The organism is Paenibacillus sp. IHBB 10380 (genome assembly GCF_000949425.1).
In the GTDB taxonomy this organism is placed as follows: domain Bacteria; phylum Bacillota; class Bacilli; order Paenibacillales; family Paenibacillaceae; genus Paenibacillus_AQ.
Map to the genome: position 1 here is coordinate 119,942 of NZ_CP010976.1, position 17,134 is coordinate 137,075.

Here is a 17,134-nt window from a genome sequence, read left to right on the forward strand (position 1 = left end):
AGCGCTTTTGTATTTCACCGTTCTATATTTGTAATCCACCTTCTCTTTTCTGTGTTTTAGTATGAAAATCATAAAAATCAGTTTTCATTGAGTATGATTATCTTATATTTTAAACGGATGGAGGGATTCTAATATGAACGCAGTTACAATAGTAGTGGCGTCTATATGTATTTTATTAATCGCTTATCGTTTATACGGTACGTTCATGGCAGCTAAAATATTAAAACTTGAGGCAATGGATGCCGCAATGAAAACGCCTGCACATGAGCTAGAGGATGGCAAAGATTATGTGCCAACCAATAAATGGGTCACATTCGGTCACCACTTTGCAGCAATTGCTGCCGCGGGTCCATTGGTAGGTCCAATCTTGGCCGCACAATTCGGTTATTTACCTGGACTCATATGGCTGCTTGTTGGAGCCGTTATCGGCGGAGCGGTACATGATGCCGTTGTCTTATTTGCTTCTATGCGAAAAAATGGACAATCTTTATCTGAAGTAGCTAAAGCGGAACTGGGTCCTGTTGCGGGCTTTTGTACAGGGCTCGCAATGTTATTTATCATTACGATAACAATGGCAGGACTTTCTATGGTCGTACTTCATGCCTTAGAAAACAATCCATGGGGTGTTTTTGCAGTGGGTATCACGATTCCAATTGCAATGGGTGTGGGAATCTACCACCGGATTACAGGTCACTTAAAAGGAGCCACCATAGTCGGTTTTATCTTAATTATGGTCGGAATTCTGCTTGGGCCGAGCATCCAAGGTACAGCGCTTGGAGATTTCTTAACACTTGAATCAAGCACGCTTGCACTTATTTTACCCATATATGCATTCTTTGCTGCGGCATTACCTGTTTGGATATTACTTGCACCTCGTGATTATTTAAGTACCTTCATGAAAATCGGAGTTTTCGGAGCATTAATTGTTGGGGTGTTTTATGTAAATCCCACGATTCAATTTCCAGCTTTTACTGAATTCATTAATGGCGGCGGTCCAGTCGTAGCAGGTCCAGTTTGGCCATTTATCTCCATTACGATCGCTTGTGGTGCCATTTCAGGATTCCACGCATTCGTGGGATCAGGAACAACACCCAAAATGTTAAATCGGTGGAAAGATATTAAACCTGTAGCCTTCGGCGCTATGCTTGTTGAATGTCTTGTAGCCATTATGGCTTTGATTGCTGCTGTTTCTCTTCAGCCAGGAGATTACTTTGCAATTAACTCCTCACCTGAAGTATTCGCAACACTCGGGATGGATACCGTTCATCTGAAAGAATTAGCTGCAGAGATTGGAATGGATCTAGAAGGACGTACGGGTGGAGCGGTCACCTTAGCTGTTGGTATGACTTATATTTTCACTAAACTTCCTTGGTTTGAAAGCTTAGCCTCTTTCTTCTACCAATTTGTCATTCTCTTTGAAGCAGTTTTTATTTTAACTGCAATCGACTCTGGTACTCGTGTAGCACGATATTTGATTCAAGATTTCTTCGGAGATATCTATAAACCATTAAAGAGAACGAGTTGGTTACCTGGTAACATTTTTGCAAGTGCGTTAGCGTGTTTTGTTTGGGGCTATCTTCTCTATTCAGGGGATATCGGCTCGATCTGGGCACTGTTCGGAGTTTCCAACCAGTTAATGGCATCCATTGGATTAATTATCGGTGCAACAATTGTCCTGAAAATTGCAGATAAACGTTGGTATATGCTCACATGCTTGATTCCACTAGCTTACTTATACGTAACAGTCAACGTAGCAGGATACTGGATGGTTAAGAATGTGTATCTGAATACAGCTTCCAAAAGTTATAGTATGTTAAATGGCGTTCTTTCCATCATTATGTTGGTCTTAGGGTTAATCATTATTATTGCCGCTATCAAAAAGTGGATAGAGCTTTGGAAAATACCTCAGAAAGAATTAGCAAGAAAATATGGAATATAAATAAAAAGGAGCTTAATTCATTGAGGTTTCATCCCTATGAATTAAGCTCTAACAGTAACCACACATGTGGAGTGTTTAATATTGATGGTGTTAAAAGAAATACCTAGAATTGAAGATGTGGTAAAAACATGTGTTGACACAAAAGTGATTAGGAGCCATACTATATATATGAACAACAATAATAAAGTAACAAATGACATTAATGCTATTCCCTCGCTTGTACAATCCAAGCGTCAGATTGATCGCTATAACCTAGACATAGACGCACAGGCTATACTCGTCGCGTCTAGGCTAATGGCAGCGGGAGCCAAGCTTGGACATGCCTCGGAGATTCATTTCTCTAGATTCGGTTTATCAACAGGGCGATATCGTTTATTGGCAGATCTTGAAGATAACGAAGGAGAAGAGTTGCCTTCGCAATTAGCGGAGCATCTAGGCGTTACACGTGCTACAGTGACTGGTCTTATCGACATTCTTGAGCGAGATGGCCTAGTATCTCGGCGATCAAGCTCAGACGATGGACGTCAGAGATCGGTTATTTTGACGGAGGAAGGCGCGAAGAAGCTCCGTGAAATGGCTCCTGAGCATTTTGCTCGGCTGGAAGCAATGGTGGGCTTACTCAATATCGAGGAGCGCAGCGTATTTCTCGACCTGCTAGGCCGAGTTACACAAGGCATCTCAGCACTTACGGGCGAACTAGGTTCGGAAACCAAAGGAAAACATCAGTAATGAGTAGAACGGGCTAGTGAAGCTAGCCTATTTTTACTCTTATATAGTTAGGTTCCTAATTATTATATTGCTGAAATGAATCGCAGAACTATTTAAAAAAGTAAGGAGGAGTAACTAGATGAACAAAATGAACTACCCGAATCAGACAGATGGTGTTTACGGCATCAAGGCCGCTGGTTCCAAGGGAAAGACTTTTGTACTGTGGCGTGAAGTTGTAATGGCCTATGCTGGTCCTGCCATTATGGCAGGTATCGGGGGCTTGATCTCTGCCGACAAGGGGCTCCAAATAGGGGCCTTAACCACAATCGGTGGAACATCGGCCTTGGTGGCTTTGATTCTTGGCCTTTGGTTGCGCAGCCGAGGAGGCCGTAAACGATGGATCATCGGCGCACCTCACTTGGTTGTGGTAGGGATGTTCGCGTTGGCCGGGGCTTTGTTGGGGCTATTCGCCGCATGGGTGACATCAGATTTACTGGGAATTTTTATTCCCATCGATCACTTGGCCTGGGTCGGTCGTGTCTGGATCGATTTCCCGTTATCTGGATTTATAGCAAGCACGATAGTGACATGGCGGTGGCGTCTTGCCGTCACAACTAATTTTTCATCCAAAAGGAGAAGATAAAAATGATAGTTATTATGGGAGCAACAGGTACGATAGGCAGTGCGCTTTTGAAACGTTTGGTTGATCTTGGCGTGCCCGCCCGGGCGCTTAGCAGAGAGCCTGAGAAGTTGCGTGTTCAGATCGAGGATAAAGGCTGGTCGACTATCGAGGTTGCATCGGCTGATGCTTCCGACCCCGAATCGCTGCGTGGCGCGTTTGCAGGAGGTAGCCAGCTCTTCCTTGCAATGTCCAACAGTCCAAGACAAATCGAATTGGAGACTTCGATCATTCAGATTGCCGTCGAAGCTGGCATCAAGCATATCGTAAAGATTTCCAGTCCTGCCTTTGAGAAGAGCTCTCCAGTAGCAGTGGCTGGCTGGCATCACGAAATCGAGAAAACCCTGAACGAATCGGGTATCACTCACACTGTGTTGCGCCCCTATGCGTTCATGCAAAATTTACTTCGCCTTGTACCAACAGTCACAGCGCAAGATACTTTCTTCGGATCCATGGGCGATTCACCATGTAACTTCATTGACTGTCGCGATATCGCGGATGTTGCCGCAGAGGTTCTGACCAACCGAGAGGTATCAGGCCAAATATATACGCTTACGGGTCCGGAGATTTTCAGCTATCCCCAGATCGCGAGTAAACTATCCGCGCTGCTTGCTCGGCCGATACGCTATATCAACATGGACCCCCAAGTACTACTCAGCAATCTAATCGAGCACGGACACATGCCTCCTTGGCTCGCGAACCACGTTGTGGAAATTCAAACCATGTCTACGGTTGTGCCAGAAAAGCCTAATGACACTGTGAAGCGCTTGCTCGGCAGAGAGCCCCGCACGATAGACGCCTTTTTACATGAGTGTATAGAAAATTTCCGGTAGATAAGTCATTGAGTAACGAGTCACGATAGTTCAATTAACCGCTCACTTCAATCATAGGCGGTTTTTCTTTTGTTTAAAATCAAAGAGAAGTCATAATCAGGTCCAGCCATGAATTAAATGTGATAAAATAGAAGGAAACAAATGTATCTTACTTATGCTTTTCAGAATGGAATGGCTAAGTAAAAGAGATAAATTTTGGGTAGAGGGTATCCATTTTTGAATAAAATAGCAGATGTCGCGGTCCGTTCTCTATTCACTAGTCTACATAAACTTAGTAGGATTTGTACAAGGGGTTGAATGGGTTGAATGAGAAAATTAAATATCAAATCATCATGCAAGGAACCACCAGCAAAAATGTGACCAAAACCTGTAAGGAGTTTGGGATTTCCAGAACAATTTATTACCAGTGGTATAATGCATATAACAAACATGGCATGGAAGGACTTGCAGAGAAAGAAAGAAAGCCCGTAATGCCAAATAAGGTAGATAAACGAACAGAGAATCTGATTTTAAAGTACGTTGCAAAGTTCCCTGAGGATGGGCCTAAGCGAATTTATTATGAATTGCAGGATGAGGGAGTAAAGGTCGGGGAGTCAGGTATTTATAATGTGCTAAGGAGAAACGGGCTAAGCAAGAGGGAGCAGCGAGAGAGTTACGCCAAAGAGATGAAAGAAAAGAAGGGGCAAAACAGAGAAATTCGTAAAACTCATGGGGGTAAGGAGAGGCAGAAGCTCCTAGACTATAAGATGAAAAATCCGAAAAATGCCTACCCCGGCTATATGTGTCAACAGAGTATTCATTATATGGGGGTTTTCCCTAAAATCGGAAGGGTATATCAATATGTGATATATGATGTCTACTCCAGATTAGGACTAGTCAAGCTGTATAATCGTAAGTCCACCATTCACTTCATCGACTTTATGAATTTTAAAATCATACCCTTGATGAAGACATTGCACTTTGAAATCGATAATCTTGTGACCAATAAAAGTCGGGAATTTACTACAAACTGGGATAGGGGAAACCATAAATACACTGAATTTTTACATAAAAATAATATTAATCAAGTGGCCTTTACAGCAAAAAACAAAGAGATATTTCAGCCTTTGGAAGCATTTGTGGCCGTGTTGACGAAGGAATTTTATCAGCCGGCTTGGGCAGATGATACCATAGATTCCTTTGAGTTACTAGAAAAGCGGTTACATGAGTTTTTAAGACACTACAACTTCAGCAGGGTAATTACAGACGGGCCTAATCAAGGGCAAATACCATCGGATGTCGTACTTGGCTATACGGGTCAACAAGAGACCTTGCCGCTCTGGTTGTTTACGAGGAGATAATGAAAGATGGCAAATGTGAAGTGTGAAGAGAAGATTGGTATCATCGGTGCCGGAATTTCTGGTGTTACTACTGCCTATCAGTTAGCGAAAAAGGGATATACTAACATCACCATCCTAGAGAAAGATGATCGAGTAGGTGGAAAGTGTCATTCGATCGAGTACAAAGGAAAAACATATGAAATGGGTACTCTTATCGGTCTACCATCCTATAAAAATACGATGAAACTCATGGAGGAATTTGACCTCATGGACGAGGGGCCTCTATTGGAACGAGGATTTTTCGATATTCATGGGAGGAAAACTTCGCAGATTCCAATGGATCAGATGCAGGTTTTTATTGAGGAATTCAAACGGCTGCCGGATATTTTGAGCCAATATGAGACTCTAAAAGAGCCGGGTTTTCTGCATTTACCAAAGGAATTGTGTCAGCCTTTTTCATCATGGTGCGAAGAAAATGAATTGTCTGTCATTAATCAGGTATATATGCACTACTTTAGTACTTTTGGATTTGGTAGTATTCATGATGTGCCTGCCGCGTACGTTTTGAAATTTCTGAGTTACGATAATCTAATGTCCTTTATCGAAATTACCCACATGATTACATGGCCCAAGGGAGTCAGTGAACTGATAAAACGCATGGCAGACCAAGTAGAGGATCTACGACTGACTTGTGAAGTGCTCCATATGGAGCAAGAAGAAAACGGTAAGATAAGGGTGGAAACAAGCCAAGATATCCTATATTTTGATAAAGTTATTTATACGGCTTCCTTGCACCATATCAGTCACATGGTTCATTTGTCTCCGACGGACAAGACATTATTCGAGAGGATTATCTATGAGCGATTTAGGGTATACGCCTACAGGGTGGAAGGTATTCCAGAGCTTTCTGGATATATTCCCGACAACATGTATCCTGACCGAAAGGGACATATGATGGCTTGGTATTATCGGTGGGCAGATCTGGGAGCTACAGATTTGGTTACCGTTTATGTGGTGGAGAATGAAGCGATGACAGATCAGCAGATGCGAGAGACGGTAGAGAAAAAACTTCGGGAGCTTGGAGGAGAGAACATTCGTCTGTACATGATGAAGACGTGGAAACAATTTCCCCATGTAGATTCTGTTGCCCTGCGTGAAGGTTTTTATGAGCAACTTGATCAGATGCAGGGAAGAAACAATATCTACTATGCTGGAGAAATTATGAATTTTCCCACCCTTGAGAATTGTATCGTTTATGCGAAATACTTGGTAGAACGATTTTTTTGATAGATTTACAATAGTAAAAAATGATAAAAATTCAATGAATAGATGTGTTGACAAAGAAGTTTTGTCGATACATCTGTTTTTTTTACTTTCAAGTCATATTTACAACTGGATATCTTAAAAGCACCATTAACTAAACCCTCGCATAACAAATTCACCTTCTTTGGTTTAGATCCTTTGATTTTATCCAATATATCGATGTTTTGTCGGCCTTCAAAAATGTCGGCAAATAAAAAAAGAGTGAATTCATATGTAAATGTAACTCGAAAGGAAACTTATAAATCATTGATAAATCAACGTTCTTAACGATTTGATTGAGGAATAACCAATAGGTTATATTCAAGTTAAGTCAAATGATTTCAACATAAATTAAGGAGGGGTTAGTAATGTTTTTATTTGAATCCATACCTTGGTACTCTGCTCTAATGTGGTTAGCAGTACTTGCTGGCTTAATGTTTGTAAATGAAATAGCTCGTAGGAGTAAATGGATTTCGATTTTTTTGTTTTTAGTATTACCGATTATTCTTACCTTGGCGGTTTGGCCAAATACAGCAGGTGAAGGCTCCAGCGTTGGAACGTGGTTTCACTGGGTAAAAGTTTATTCTGCATTGGCAGGATGTCTAGGTTTCTTAGCCATCAGATTTGTTAAAGGTTGGAGTACTAACAAGTATCTTTTGATGTTCCCAGCAATTATATTGGCAGTCAACATTCTGGAAGCTGTTATTCGTGATTTCCAAGTGTATAGTTTGAATGGTATGGTAGATGGCGTTATGATGGTTGGAGGACCTTGGAACATCATGAATGGGGTCGCAGGTATTCTGAACATTATTACGATTTCTGGTTGGATGGGTATTATCATTAGTAAAGACAAGTATAAAGATATGTTGTGGCCTGACCAACTTTGGTTCTGGATTATTGCCTATGATATTTGGAACTTTGCCTATGTGTATAATGCTGTATCCGATCACGCCTTCTATGCAGGCGCAGCATTGTTAATTTCATGTACAATTCCTGCATTTTTCTTCAGAAAAGGTGCTTGGTTACAACATCGTGCACAGACTTTGGCTATTTGGATGATGTTTACCATGTCTTTCCCAATGTTTGTCGGGGAGTCCAAGTTTGCCGTGCAATCATCTCACAGCGAAACAGCCTTATGGGTTGTGGGTAGTTTATCCTTAGCTGCTAATATTGCTGTGTTTGTATATCACTTCTACAAAATATCTAAGCATAAACGTAATCCGCTTCAAGTGGAAGTATATACAGATTTAGCTGCTTACAAAGCCATTGCAGAAAACAACTGATAATCGCAGGGCAATCTGTTATCGATCAAGGCTATATCTTACCTCATGGCATAAACTTGAAAAATTTGACGATGACATATTTAATGCGCCGGTGAAGAAGTCACCGGCGTATTTTGTTATAATATTTGAAAAACGGGGTGGAGATTGAGCTAAACTCAAGCCTAGCCTGATTCATAGGATATCGACAGATGGCATGGAGCGAATCCAACTTTAGATGCAAATGTTTGTGTAATAAGATTGTAAGTGGCAGTAAAACCCCGCAATAAATGGAACAGGATATCTTTTATAAGCAACAAACGGGAATTAGGCGTCCCCTAATTGTACATAAAATACGTGTTTTCTCTTGTTGAAACGGTCACGCTCCAAATCTTGTTCTTTGGAAATGTTGTAAAATGATTACGTAGAACAATTTTATTATGGAGGAATACATCAAATGCCAGACGTAGTTGAAGAGCTCAAGAAAATGTCTCAAAAAAAGGGATTTGAAAATAAAATTTATTTTCAACAGTTGCTGGAAAAATGCAAGACCATAGCTTTGTCAAGTGCAGATGTTGAATTTTTAACAGAATTATATTCTTTAGCAAAAAAATTGTACATTCGTAACACAATAATGATGTCACTTGTGTTTTGTGAGGATATTGATTTAAAGGATTTTTTCTTCAAAGCCTTTAAAAAAGAACGCTATCTAGATATGAGATTGACTGCAATCCGAGGATACGCGAATTATGCCACTGAAAAAGAAGTAGAGAAACTGATGTCTAAGTTCATAGAAATTCTGATGAAGCGTCCTGAAAATACACCATATAACTATCAAGAATATGAGTTGATTCGTTCTGCTTTTGGGTTACCGTATTTAGTAAATAGATTTAGATACGCTTGTTTTATTCAGGCATATGCACAAGAAGAAAAACAATACAATGTAATGCCAGATGCTTTCAAAGGACATTTTACGATCGATGAAAAAGGAAATTCTGTCCAACTTCGGTCACCAGAAGAAACCACGAAAATGCTTGATGAATTTTGGGGAAGCAAGTAATGTATTTATGAAAGGCACGGATTTGTTCCTCCGTGTCTTTTTTTACACCTATATAAGTCCCACTGTTCCTTTTCCCTCTATATAAATGAAAGGTCATCCCTCTACCACAATCAGAAGGGAGTTCTATTATTGCGTTATGACATTAAAATTGCTTGCACATCGTATTTGACACTTCACGAACAAAAGCTACGGATCAAGTCATTTTTGATTGATTATTTTGGCACAACTCACTTCTTTCTTGTTGAAACGGGCTTTTCTATAACAGCCGTACAAGAGGAAGCAGCTTTTTTTGAGTGGATAAATACAGGTAGACCGGATCGAACGACTAAAGAATTGTTTCTTTTTGAATGGGCGGAGCAAGAGAGATGGAGAGGGCATTTCCTATTGAAATGCAGCTATTTTAATCGTCTGGAAGATAACAGCAGACGGAAGCAATTCGAGAAAATAGTTGTGCAAATGAATGAACATATGGCACGGCCCGTCGTAACACTTCATATCAAGCAAACGGGAAAATCCATCGATGTACAGCAATTTCATCATCGTGCGGATGGGAAAATTGGCTATCATTTGCTTCCTTATGCAGAAGATGAGCAGGGACATTGGCGTGAAAATTTGGGTATTGGCTTATGGATATATCGTGAGGATTTTTATCTTTTATATGAAGGAATTAAGGCGGTATATCCGCGTAAGGGGGCAGATTTTGAGAATTTTGATGACACGGGCATGAATTTTATTCGTAGGCCGGAATGGAAAATAATCCTGAAGCATTGGACGCAACTTGCAATCAATAACCCATCTAGCGCTGAATTTATAGCTTATGTAAGTCGGTGGGTGATAGCAACGCTAGAGCATGTGGATGAAATTGCGATTGAAGGGAATTTGTAATTTACCGATCCCGTGTATGAAATTTATAAGGAGGAAAGAGAATTGAATCTGAAGAGAATATTGCTTACAAAACCGAGCAAGACTTATAAAAATTATATCCATTTAATGATCACGGAGACTTCGTCAATTCAAGATATTTTAAATATCGTGAAAGTGACGGACTTCGATATGCCGTAACGTATTTTCATAACCCCTTTTTAGTTACATCATTAGAAACGCTATTAAAAAACACTTTTATTAAATACATTATACTCAAAGTTTCCATTTAAAAACGACTTGATGCCAGGGAGCAGGTGCAAAACAATGATAAATTTGGATAAATTAGCAGAGATATTTGCTAGTGGTACCTATGAAATAGAAGATGTCTACCGTTTAGTCATCCAGCCGAAAAGTATATTACGTGAATTTACGACCGTAAAGCATGGATTTCTTTTTATAATTCGTGGAGGAGCTAGAATATGTGTGAATGGAACGGTCTACGAGTTACATCCAGGATCAGTATTTCATGCGGCTCCAGGCATGCAACTGGACTCGCAAGTTATAGGACAATCAGAGTTCGAGTATTATTCACTTTTTTATAGATTGGATAAGTTAGGCGATGTAAATTGTACTCATGAATGCGACTCTCATTTTAAGCTGGAACCGGGAGCAAATCCGAGAGTGATAGAATTACTGATCATGCTCCATCAGAATGCCCATACATCTGGAGGAATTGGAAAGCTTCGTATCAAGGAATTATTCTTAAGCATCATGCATCAAGTTCTGATTGGTTGCAGGTATCGAGAGAGTGGCAGTTCTCCAAGTAAAAGGGTGATAGAGGAAGCCATTGCATACATTAACGGGCATTATATGAATCCGATCACACTCGACGAGTTAGCTGAACTGCATGCAATGAGTACCAAACGCTTCTCATACTTCTTTCACAAATATACGGGGTTCCGTCCAATCGACTATGTTGTTAATTATCGTATGGAAAGAGCCAGTGATTTACTCAAAGCAGGCAATTTCCCCATCCGCGATATTGCTGTCAGTGTCGGTTATGCCAATCCGCTATATTTCAGCAGATTATTTAAAAAGAAATTCGGTGTGTCCCCCTCCGCATACACACATAAATTAGATAATCATATATATTGAGTTTCTGATTTATGAATTACGCCTGCAACTGCTGGTGATGAACCTGAAGTGCAGTCTTCTTGCCTTTTGTCCAACTTTTTCCTTCCTGTTCCCGTCGCAGATCTGTCCTCCACATCAGCTAAATCATCAAGCCTGGATTAGATAATTATGCATATAGGATTTGTGATTTGTGTATTTGCATTTGATTGAGTCCTTGCTAAACTATATTTTGATAATGAGAATCATTATTATTTCATAGCCTACTAGAGCCTACGTTTGATCGGAGTGTTTTCTAGGAGTAAATCTATTTATATAAGAAAGGTTGGTAGAATTGACTGCAAATAGACAATTATGTATTGGCTTGTCCTTAAATGCAACTTGGATGAAAGGAGACGGCTGGCGGCGCCCAGATAGCGGAGTAGAAAAAATGGGTTCAATTGACTATTACATTGATGTGGCAAAGATGGCGGAGAAGTCAAAGCTCGATTTTCTTTTCAGGGCGGATTATCTTTATGTTAGCCCGCAGATGCTGGGCGATTCCTCTAATTTAGGCAGCCCTGACCCTACTATGATGTTTGCTGCAATTGCCCGTGAAACCGAGCGTATCGGGCTGGTTACGACAATTTCTACGACTTTTAATCCGCCGTATGTTGTTGCAAGGCAGCTTCAGTCTTTGCATTGGCTGAGCAATGGACGCGCAGGCTGGAATATTGTCACTTCTATTGAAGGCGCTGAAAATTTTGGCGATTCTCCGATGCCTTCACCGCAAGAAAGATATGCGAAGGCAATGGAATTTACTGATGTTGTACGCAAGCTATGGGAAAGTTTTCCGAAAGAAGCCATTGTTACTGATCGCGAGTCAGGCATATTTTCTGATAAGGATAAAGTGACTGCTATTAATCATTCCGGTGAATTTTTCAGTGTAAAGGGGCCGCTTTCTTTACCTTCTCATAAATCGGGAACCATTCCTTTGTTTCAAGCCGGCGCTTCGGATATTGGACGAAATTTTGCCTCTTCAGTAGCGGATGCTATTTTTGCTGCAATGCCGGATATTGAATCGGGAGTGGAATTGCGAAATGATCTGAGAAGAAGAGCCACAGAACATGGGCGTGATCCGAACACCATCAGAGTTTTGCCGGGTTTATATTTTTTCCTGGCCGATACGCGCGAAGAAGCGCGTGAATTGCATAAGGCTGCGCATGCACATTTAAGTATTGAGCGCAGACATGCCTCTCTCAAATCGGTGCTGGGTCTTGATTTAAGTGGTTTTCCTTCGGATCAACGCGTAACTGCCGATATGCTTCCCGATCCTAATCAGCCCGTCCGCAGCCGGACACATGCCGAGCTGTTGCACCGGTATATTACAAAGTATCAGCCTACAGTGGAAGAGGTGCTGGCGAGGCCGGAGGTTGTCGGATCTGCCCATTGGGTATCTGTTGGAACGGTCGAGGACGTGCTGAACGATATTATTGAGCGGTTTGAGGCCGGAGCTATTGATGGATTTATAGCCCTTCCAGGTGGTTCAGAAAAATCTATGGAAATATTTTTTGAAAAGCTGATGCCGGAGTTGGTTGAAAGAGGCTTGTTCAGAAGCGAATATATGGGGGGCACTTTGCGTGAACATTTAGGGATTACGTAAGCTATTACTGATCATTATTATAGGGATACCATTTTTGGAAGGGGTTCAGGAGAAAAATGCATAAAAAGTTTATGTTAGTTGGTTTGGTAGCATTATTGCTGCTTGTTTTGACTGCATGTGGAGGAGATAAAAAGAGTGAACAGGAATCACTTCCTCCTTCCAATAACGAAGAAACCGCACAGCCCAATGAGGAAAATAAGGTGGATAATACGGGCACAAGCGAAACTAGAACGATTGAGTATCTCGGTGAAAAATATACTGTTCCACAAAATGTAGAAAGAATTGTGATTACTGGCGCGATGGAAGCGATGGAAGATGCGGTAGTGCTTGACGTGCATCCTGTAGGGGCTAGCTCGATCGGCGGGAAGTTCCCGGAGATGTTTGCTTCGGTAACTAGCAAATCGGAATCCATAGGCGAAAAAATACAGCCGAATTTTGAAAAAATATTGCAATTGAAGCCAGACGTTATTTTAGGTTCAACCAAGTTTCAGGAAGAAGTGCTGGTAAAATTGAAAAAAATCGCTCCAACTATTTTAGTCTCGCACATTTCGACCAACTGGGATTCCAATCTTAAGCTAATGGCAGAACTGACTGGAAAGCAAGCAGAGGCAGAAGCGGTTCTGTCTAAATACAAAACAGATACGCAAGCAATCAAAGCATCGCTGAAAGACAAGCTTCAAGGTAAAAAAGTAGCCGCTCTTCGTATTCGCGGGGCACAAGTTTTCGTTTACCCGAAAGATGTATTCTTTAATCCTGTCTTGTACGATGAAATTGGTTTGGAGGTTCCGCAGCAGGTGAGCCTAGCGAAAACGCAAGAAGCAATCTCTGTCGAGCAGCTGGCGGAAATGAACCCGGATTATTTATTTATGCAATTTTCTACGAGTGAAAACCAAGATGCGCAAAATGCTTTCGAAGATCTGAAAAACAATTCCATTATCCAAAATATCAATGCCTTTAAAAACAATCATGTATATGTCAACGTGGTGGATCCGCTTATGGAAGGAGGACCTGCTTACAGCCGCATCAAGTTCCTAGAAAGTGTGCAAGAGCATCTGGATAAGTAATGGAATGGAGCAGAACGGAATGCGCTCGTTATTAAGGCGAAGAGTTGTTCAGATTGTCCTAATTCTCATTTTTTTAAGTGTGACCATCGTAGTATCTGTTTCTTATGGTTCGAAATCTATCAGTTATGCAACAGTGTGGAACGCCCTCGTTCATTTTGATTCCGAAAATATGGATCACTTAATCATTCAAACGTCGCGTTTCCCGCGTGTGATCGGAGCGCTATTGATTGGCGCATTCATGGCGGTTTCAGGGGCTTTAATGCAGGGGATGACAAGAAATTATCTTGCTTCTCCTTCGATTATGGGCGTGGCCGATGGCTCGGTATTTGTCATTACATTATGTATGATTTTCTTGCCGGCGGCTTCTTCTATGACCCTTATTATGTTCTCGTTACTCGGTTCAGCGCTGGGCGCTGCTCTGGTATTTTCAATAGCCAGAATGTTGCCCAGCGGGATGACGCCTTTAACTTTGGCTATATTAGGGACGATTATTGGGACTTTTCTGAGTGGAATTTCACAAGCGTTATCAACGTACTATCAAGTCTCGCAAAATATTAGCTTTTGGTATAACGCAAGATTGCACCAAATGGATCCAACGCTCATGAAATGGTCGATTCCATTTGCGATTGTTGGATTGTTGCTTGCTTTTGTTGTCACTCGCTCCATTACGGCGATTTCTCTTGGGGATGAAGTTGCTCAAGGGTTGGGAGTTAATCTTATCGTTATGAAAGCTTTGACGATGCTGAGCGTGGTGATTTTAACAGGAGTCTCGGTCGCCATGGCTGGGAATATAGCTTTTATCGGTTTGATCATCCCTCATATCACGAGAATTATTGTCGGGCAAAACTATAGTAAGATTATTCCTTTTACAGCCGTGTTCGGTGCGTTGTTTTTAGCCTGGTCCGATGTCATCAGTCGCTTTTTGAATCATCCCTTCGAGACGCCGATTGGTGTAGTCACTGCCTTGTTTGGTGTTCCTTACTTTCTTTATTTAGTTAAGACGAAAGGGGGAAGGGGCACTTGAGTAAGTTCGGCCAGCAAGCTCGATTTTTATTGGTATTAATATTGACTTTGGCACTTTCCATCGTAGTGATGTACGTTAACATAACGAATGGAACGTTTGATATTTCGGTGATGGATGTTCTTAGGACGATATTTCGTGTGCAGACTGTCAGAGATTATGACCTGGTTATTTTTGATTTTCGGTTACCGCGGATTGTGATTGGAGCATTAGTTGGATTTGCGTTAGGAATTGCTGGTGCTGTCCTTCAAGGGATTACAAGAAACGAACTGGCAGATCCGGGCATTCTTGGCATTCATTCAGCTGCCGGAATGGCGATTGTTCTGTACATGTTTTTTATCCAAGACATGGTGAAGGGCGCAAGCTGGTTATCCATTATGACGATGCCGATTTTTGGCTGGCTTGGCGGTATGGCTGCGGCATTACTGTTATTGCTTTTTGCTCGGCATCGAGGTGTGCTTGATCCGCAAAGATTAATTTTAGTGGGGATTGCCTTAAGCTCAGGATTCGGAGCGATGACGCTGTATATTTCATTAAAGATGGACCCCCAAGATTTTGAAATGGCAACGGTTTGGTTAGCTGGCAGCATTTATAATGCGACTTGGATTCAGATATTAGCGTTATTGCCATGGATCATCATTTTAATTCCGATCATTTGGTGGAGATCGCACACACTCAATTTATTGCATTTGGATGAGGCATCTGTCTCCGGATTAGGTTTAAATAAAAATCGGGAAAGAATGATATTTCTTCTATGCTGTGTCGGGTTAGTGAGCGCATGTGTATCTGTATCAGGGAGCATTGGCTTTGTTGGTTTAATTGCTCCTCATATCGCTAGAAAGTTAGTTGGTCTTCGGTATAAATATATCGTACCTGTCTGTGGGGCAATCGGTATGCTGATGGTATTAGTTGGAGATTTTATCGGAAAGACGATTTTTTCTCCAGCTGAACTGCCTGCAGGCATTGTGATCTCTATTGTCGGTGTACCTTATTTCGTTTATCTGCTATTTAAAAAAAAGAATTAAATAAGTGAGGCGATTGGACGATGTATAACGAGGAATTGTTTGATGTAACGATTATTGGCGGCGGTCCTGCCGGATTGTTTGCTGCATTTTATAGCGGCTTGCGTGAAATGAAAACAAAAATTATTGAATTTCAGCCCATTCTTGGCGGGAAGGTGCATGTCTATCCGGAAAAGATGATCTGGGACGTGGGAGGTCTGACGCCTGTTCCCGGCTCACAACTGATCGAACAAATGGTTGCTCAAGGACTAACGTTCCAGCCGGAGGTAGTACTTGGGGAAAAGGTCACGTCCATTTCCAAAGATGACGGAGGCCACTTCGTTATCCACACGCTCTCCAACCAGACGCATTGCTCCAAGACAGTGATTTTGGCTATTGGGGGGGGAATCCTGAAGCCGATTAAATTGGAAATCGAGGGCGCAGAACGATTCGAGGTCACAAATTTGCATTACACCGTAAAATCGCTTGCACGCTTTAAAGAAAAGACTGTTCTGATCTCAGGTGGAGGAAATGCTGCCATTGACTGGGCGAACGAGCTGGCGCCGATTGCCAAGCAGGTGTATTTGACATATCGGAAAGATACGCTAAAAGGGCATGAAGCCGAAATATCGCGCCTTGAGAACAGCTCCGTCGAGTGTTTGCTAAACACATCGGTCGAAAAGCTTATCGCCGCCGCAGATCATGAAAGGATCGAGACCGTCGTGCTGAAAAGGAATGAGGATGGTGAGTTGCTCGAGCTGGCAGTAGACGAGGTAATTATCAATTACGGTTATGAGCGGGATAAAGAATTGCTTGCGAACAGCGATGTTAAGATTGAGCTCCAAGATTACTGGATCGCAGGATCTCCGATGAGCGAAACATCGATGCCAGGCATTTATGCAGCAGGCGATATTTTACACCATGATGGAAAGCTGCATCTGATTGCGGGGGCGTTCCAGGACGCTGCGAATGCTGTGAACAAAGCGAATCAATACGTGACTCCGGATGCAAACGCGAATGGAATGGTTTCCTCGCACAATGACCTGTTCAGGAAAAAAAACCGCGAGCTGATGAAAAGTTTGTATACGAAATAAAAGTCTGGCTTTGTGGAGTGTATTTGTTCCAGATTGACCCGCATACTGGGCATGTGGAGTGCGTGGCACAGTTAGAAAGTGTAACCAATAAATACACCTCTGCTAGAACAAATAAAGACCTGCTAAAATATGAATAAAGACGTGATATAATAGGGGAAGAGATTCAAGGAGAAAGAGGCAAACTCTTCTGCCTTAATCCTTTCCCTATTTTCGTATCA

The 17,134-nt window shown here is 41.7% G+C and carries 16 protein-coding genes; all 16 read left to right on the forward strand.

The window, feature by feature from the left end:
• The first annotated feature begins 133 nt into the window (after nucleotides 1–133).
• The 16 genes from cstA (at nucleotide 134) to UB51_RS00550 (ending at nucleotide 16,916) form a co-directional block, all read left to right on the forward strand.
• The gene (cstA, locus tag UB51_RS00480) at nucleotides 134–1,939 is read left to right on the forward strand and encodes a carbon starvation protein CstA (RefSeq protein ID WP_044875595.1); all 1,806 of its coding nucleotides are present in this window, start codon (nucleotides 134–136) and stop codon (nucleotides 1,937–1,939) included.
• 168 nt (nucleotides 1,940–2,107) lie between these two features.
• A complete protein-coding gene (locus tag UB51_RS00485) occupies nucleotides 2,108–2,668 on the forward strand; it encodes a MarR family winged helix-turn-helix transcriptional regulator (RefSeq protein WP_044879797.1) in 561 nt (186 codons plus the stop codon).
• 118 nt (nucleotides 2,669–2,786) lie between these two features.
• Nucleotides 2,787–3,290 carry a hypothetical protein gene (locus UB51_RS00490; RefSeq protein ID WP_199924975.1) on the forward strand — a complete coding sequence of 168 codons (504 nt, stop codon included), beginning with the start codon at nucleotides 2,787–2,789 and terminating at the stop codon, nucleotides 3,288–3,290.
• 2 nt (nucleotides 3,291–3,292) lie between these two features.
• Complete coding sequence (locus UB51_RS00495; RefSeq protein WP_044875596.1) at nucleotides 3,293–4,159, forward strand: SDR family oxidoreductase; 867 nt, start codon at nucleotides 3,293–3,295, stop codon at nucleotides 4,157–4,159.
• Nucleotides 4,160–4,461: 302 nt separating this feature from the next.
• Nucleotides 4,462–5,499 carry a helix-turn-helix domain-containing protein gene (locus tag UB51_RS00500; protein WP_044875597.1) on the forward strand — a complete coding sequence of 346 codons (1,038 nt, stop codon included), beginning with the start codon at nucleotides 4,462–4,464 and terminating at the stop codon, nucleotides 5,497–5,499.
• 6 nt (nucleotides 5,500–5,505) lie between these two features.
• On the forward strand, nucleotides 5,506–6,765 hold the full coding sequence (locus UB51_RS00505) for an FAD-dependent oxidoreductase (RefSeq protein ID WP_044875598.1): 1,260 nt from the start codon (nucleotides 5,506–5,508) through the stop codon (nucleotides 6,763–6,765).
• A gap of 383 nt (nucleotides 6,766–7,148) precedes the next feature.
• The gene (locus UB51_RS00510) at nucleotides 7,149–8,063 is read left to right on the forward strand and encodes a DUF5692 family protein (protein ID WP_044875599.1); all 915 of its coding nucleotides are present in this window, start codon (nucleotides 7,149–7,151) and stop codon (nucleotides 8,061–8,063) included.
• Nucleotides 8,064–8,496: 433 nt separating this feature from the next.
• Nucleotides 8,497–9,099, forward strand: coding sequence for a hypothetical protein (locus tag UB51_RS00515; RefSeq protein WP_044875600.1), 603 nt, complete (start codon nucleotides 8,497–8,499; stop codon nucleotides 9,097–9,099).
• A 129-nt stretch (nucleotides 9,100–9,228) separates the two neighbouring features.
• Entirely contained in the window at nucleotides 9,229–9,984 is a 756-nt protein-coding gene (locus UB51_RS00520; protein ID WP_044875601.1) for a hypothetical protein, read from the forward strand.
• A gap of 42 nt (nucleotides 9,985–10,026) precedes the next feature.
• Complete coding sequence (locus tag UB51_RS29230) at nucleotides 10,027–10,161, forward strand: hypothetical protein (protein ID WP_267884720.1); 135 nt, start codon at nucleotides 10,027–10,029, stop codon at nucleotides 10,159–10,161.
• A gap of 126 nt (nucleotides 10,162–10,287) precedes the next feature.
• Entirely contained in the window at nucleotides 10,288–11,118 is an 831-nt protein-coding gene (locus UB51_RS00525; protein ID WP_044875602.1) for an AraC family transcriptional regulator, read from the forward strand.
• A gap of 310 nt (nucleotides 11,119–11,428) precedes the next feature.
• Nucleotides 11,429–12,736 carry an NtaA/DmoA family FMN-dependent monooxygenase gene (locus tag UB51_RS00530; protein WP_044879799.1) on the forward strand — a complete coding sequence of 436 codons (1,308 nt, stop codon included), beginning with the start codon at nucleotides 11,429–11,431 and terminating at the stop codon, nucleotides 12,734–12,736.
• A 56-nt stretch (nucleotides 12,737–12,792) separates the two neighbouring features.
• The gene (locus UB51_RS00535) at nucleotides 12,793–13,800 is read left to right on the forward strand and encodes an ABC transporter substrate-binding protein (RefSeq protein ID WP_044875603.1); all 1,008 of its coding nucleotides are present in this window, start codon (nucleotides 12,793–12,795) and stop codon (nucleotides 13,798–13,800) included.
• 4 nt (nucleotides 13,801–13,804) lie between these two features.
• Nucleotides 13,805–14,824: a FecCD family ABC transporter permease gene (locus tag UB51_RS00540; protein WP_234405513.1), complete on the forward strand. Its 1,020-nt coding sequence runs from the start codon at nucleotides 13,805–13,807 to the stop codon at nucleotides 14,822–14,824.
• The gene (locus UB51_RS00545) at nucleotides 14,821–15,846 is read left to right on the forward strand and encodes a FecCD family ABC transporter permease (protein ID WP_044875604.1); all 1,026 of its coding nucleotides are present in this window, start codon (nucleotides 14,821–14,823) and stop codon (nucleotides 15,844–15,846) included. The genes UB51_RS00540 and UB51_RS00545 overlap by 4 nt, the downstream gene beginning before the upstream one ends.
• A gap of 20 nt (nucleotides 15,847–15,866) precedes the next feature.
• Complete coding sequence (locus UB51_RS00550) at nucleotides 15,867–16,916, forward strand: NAD(P)/FAD-dependent oxidoreductase (protein ID WP_044875605.1); 1,050 nt, start codon at nucleotides 15,867–15,869, stop codon at nucleotides 16,914–16,916.
• Nucleotides 16,917–17,134: the final 218 nt, after the last annotated feature.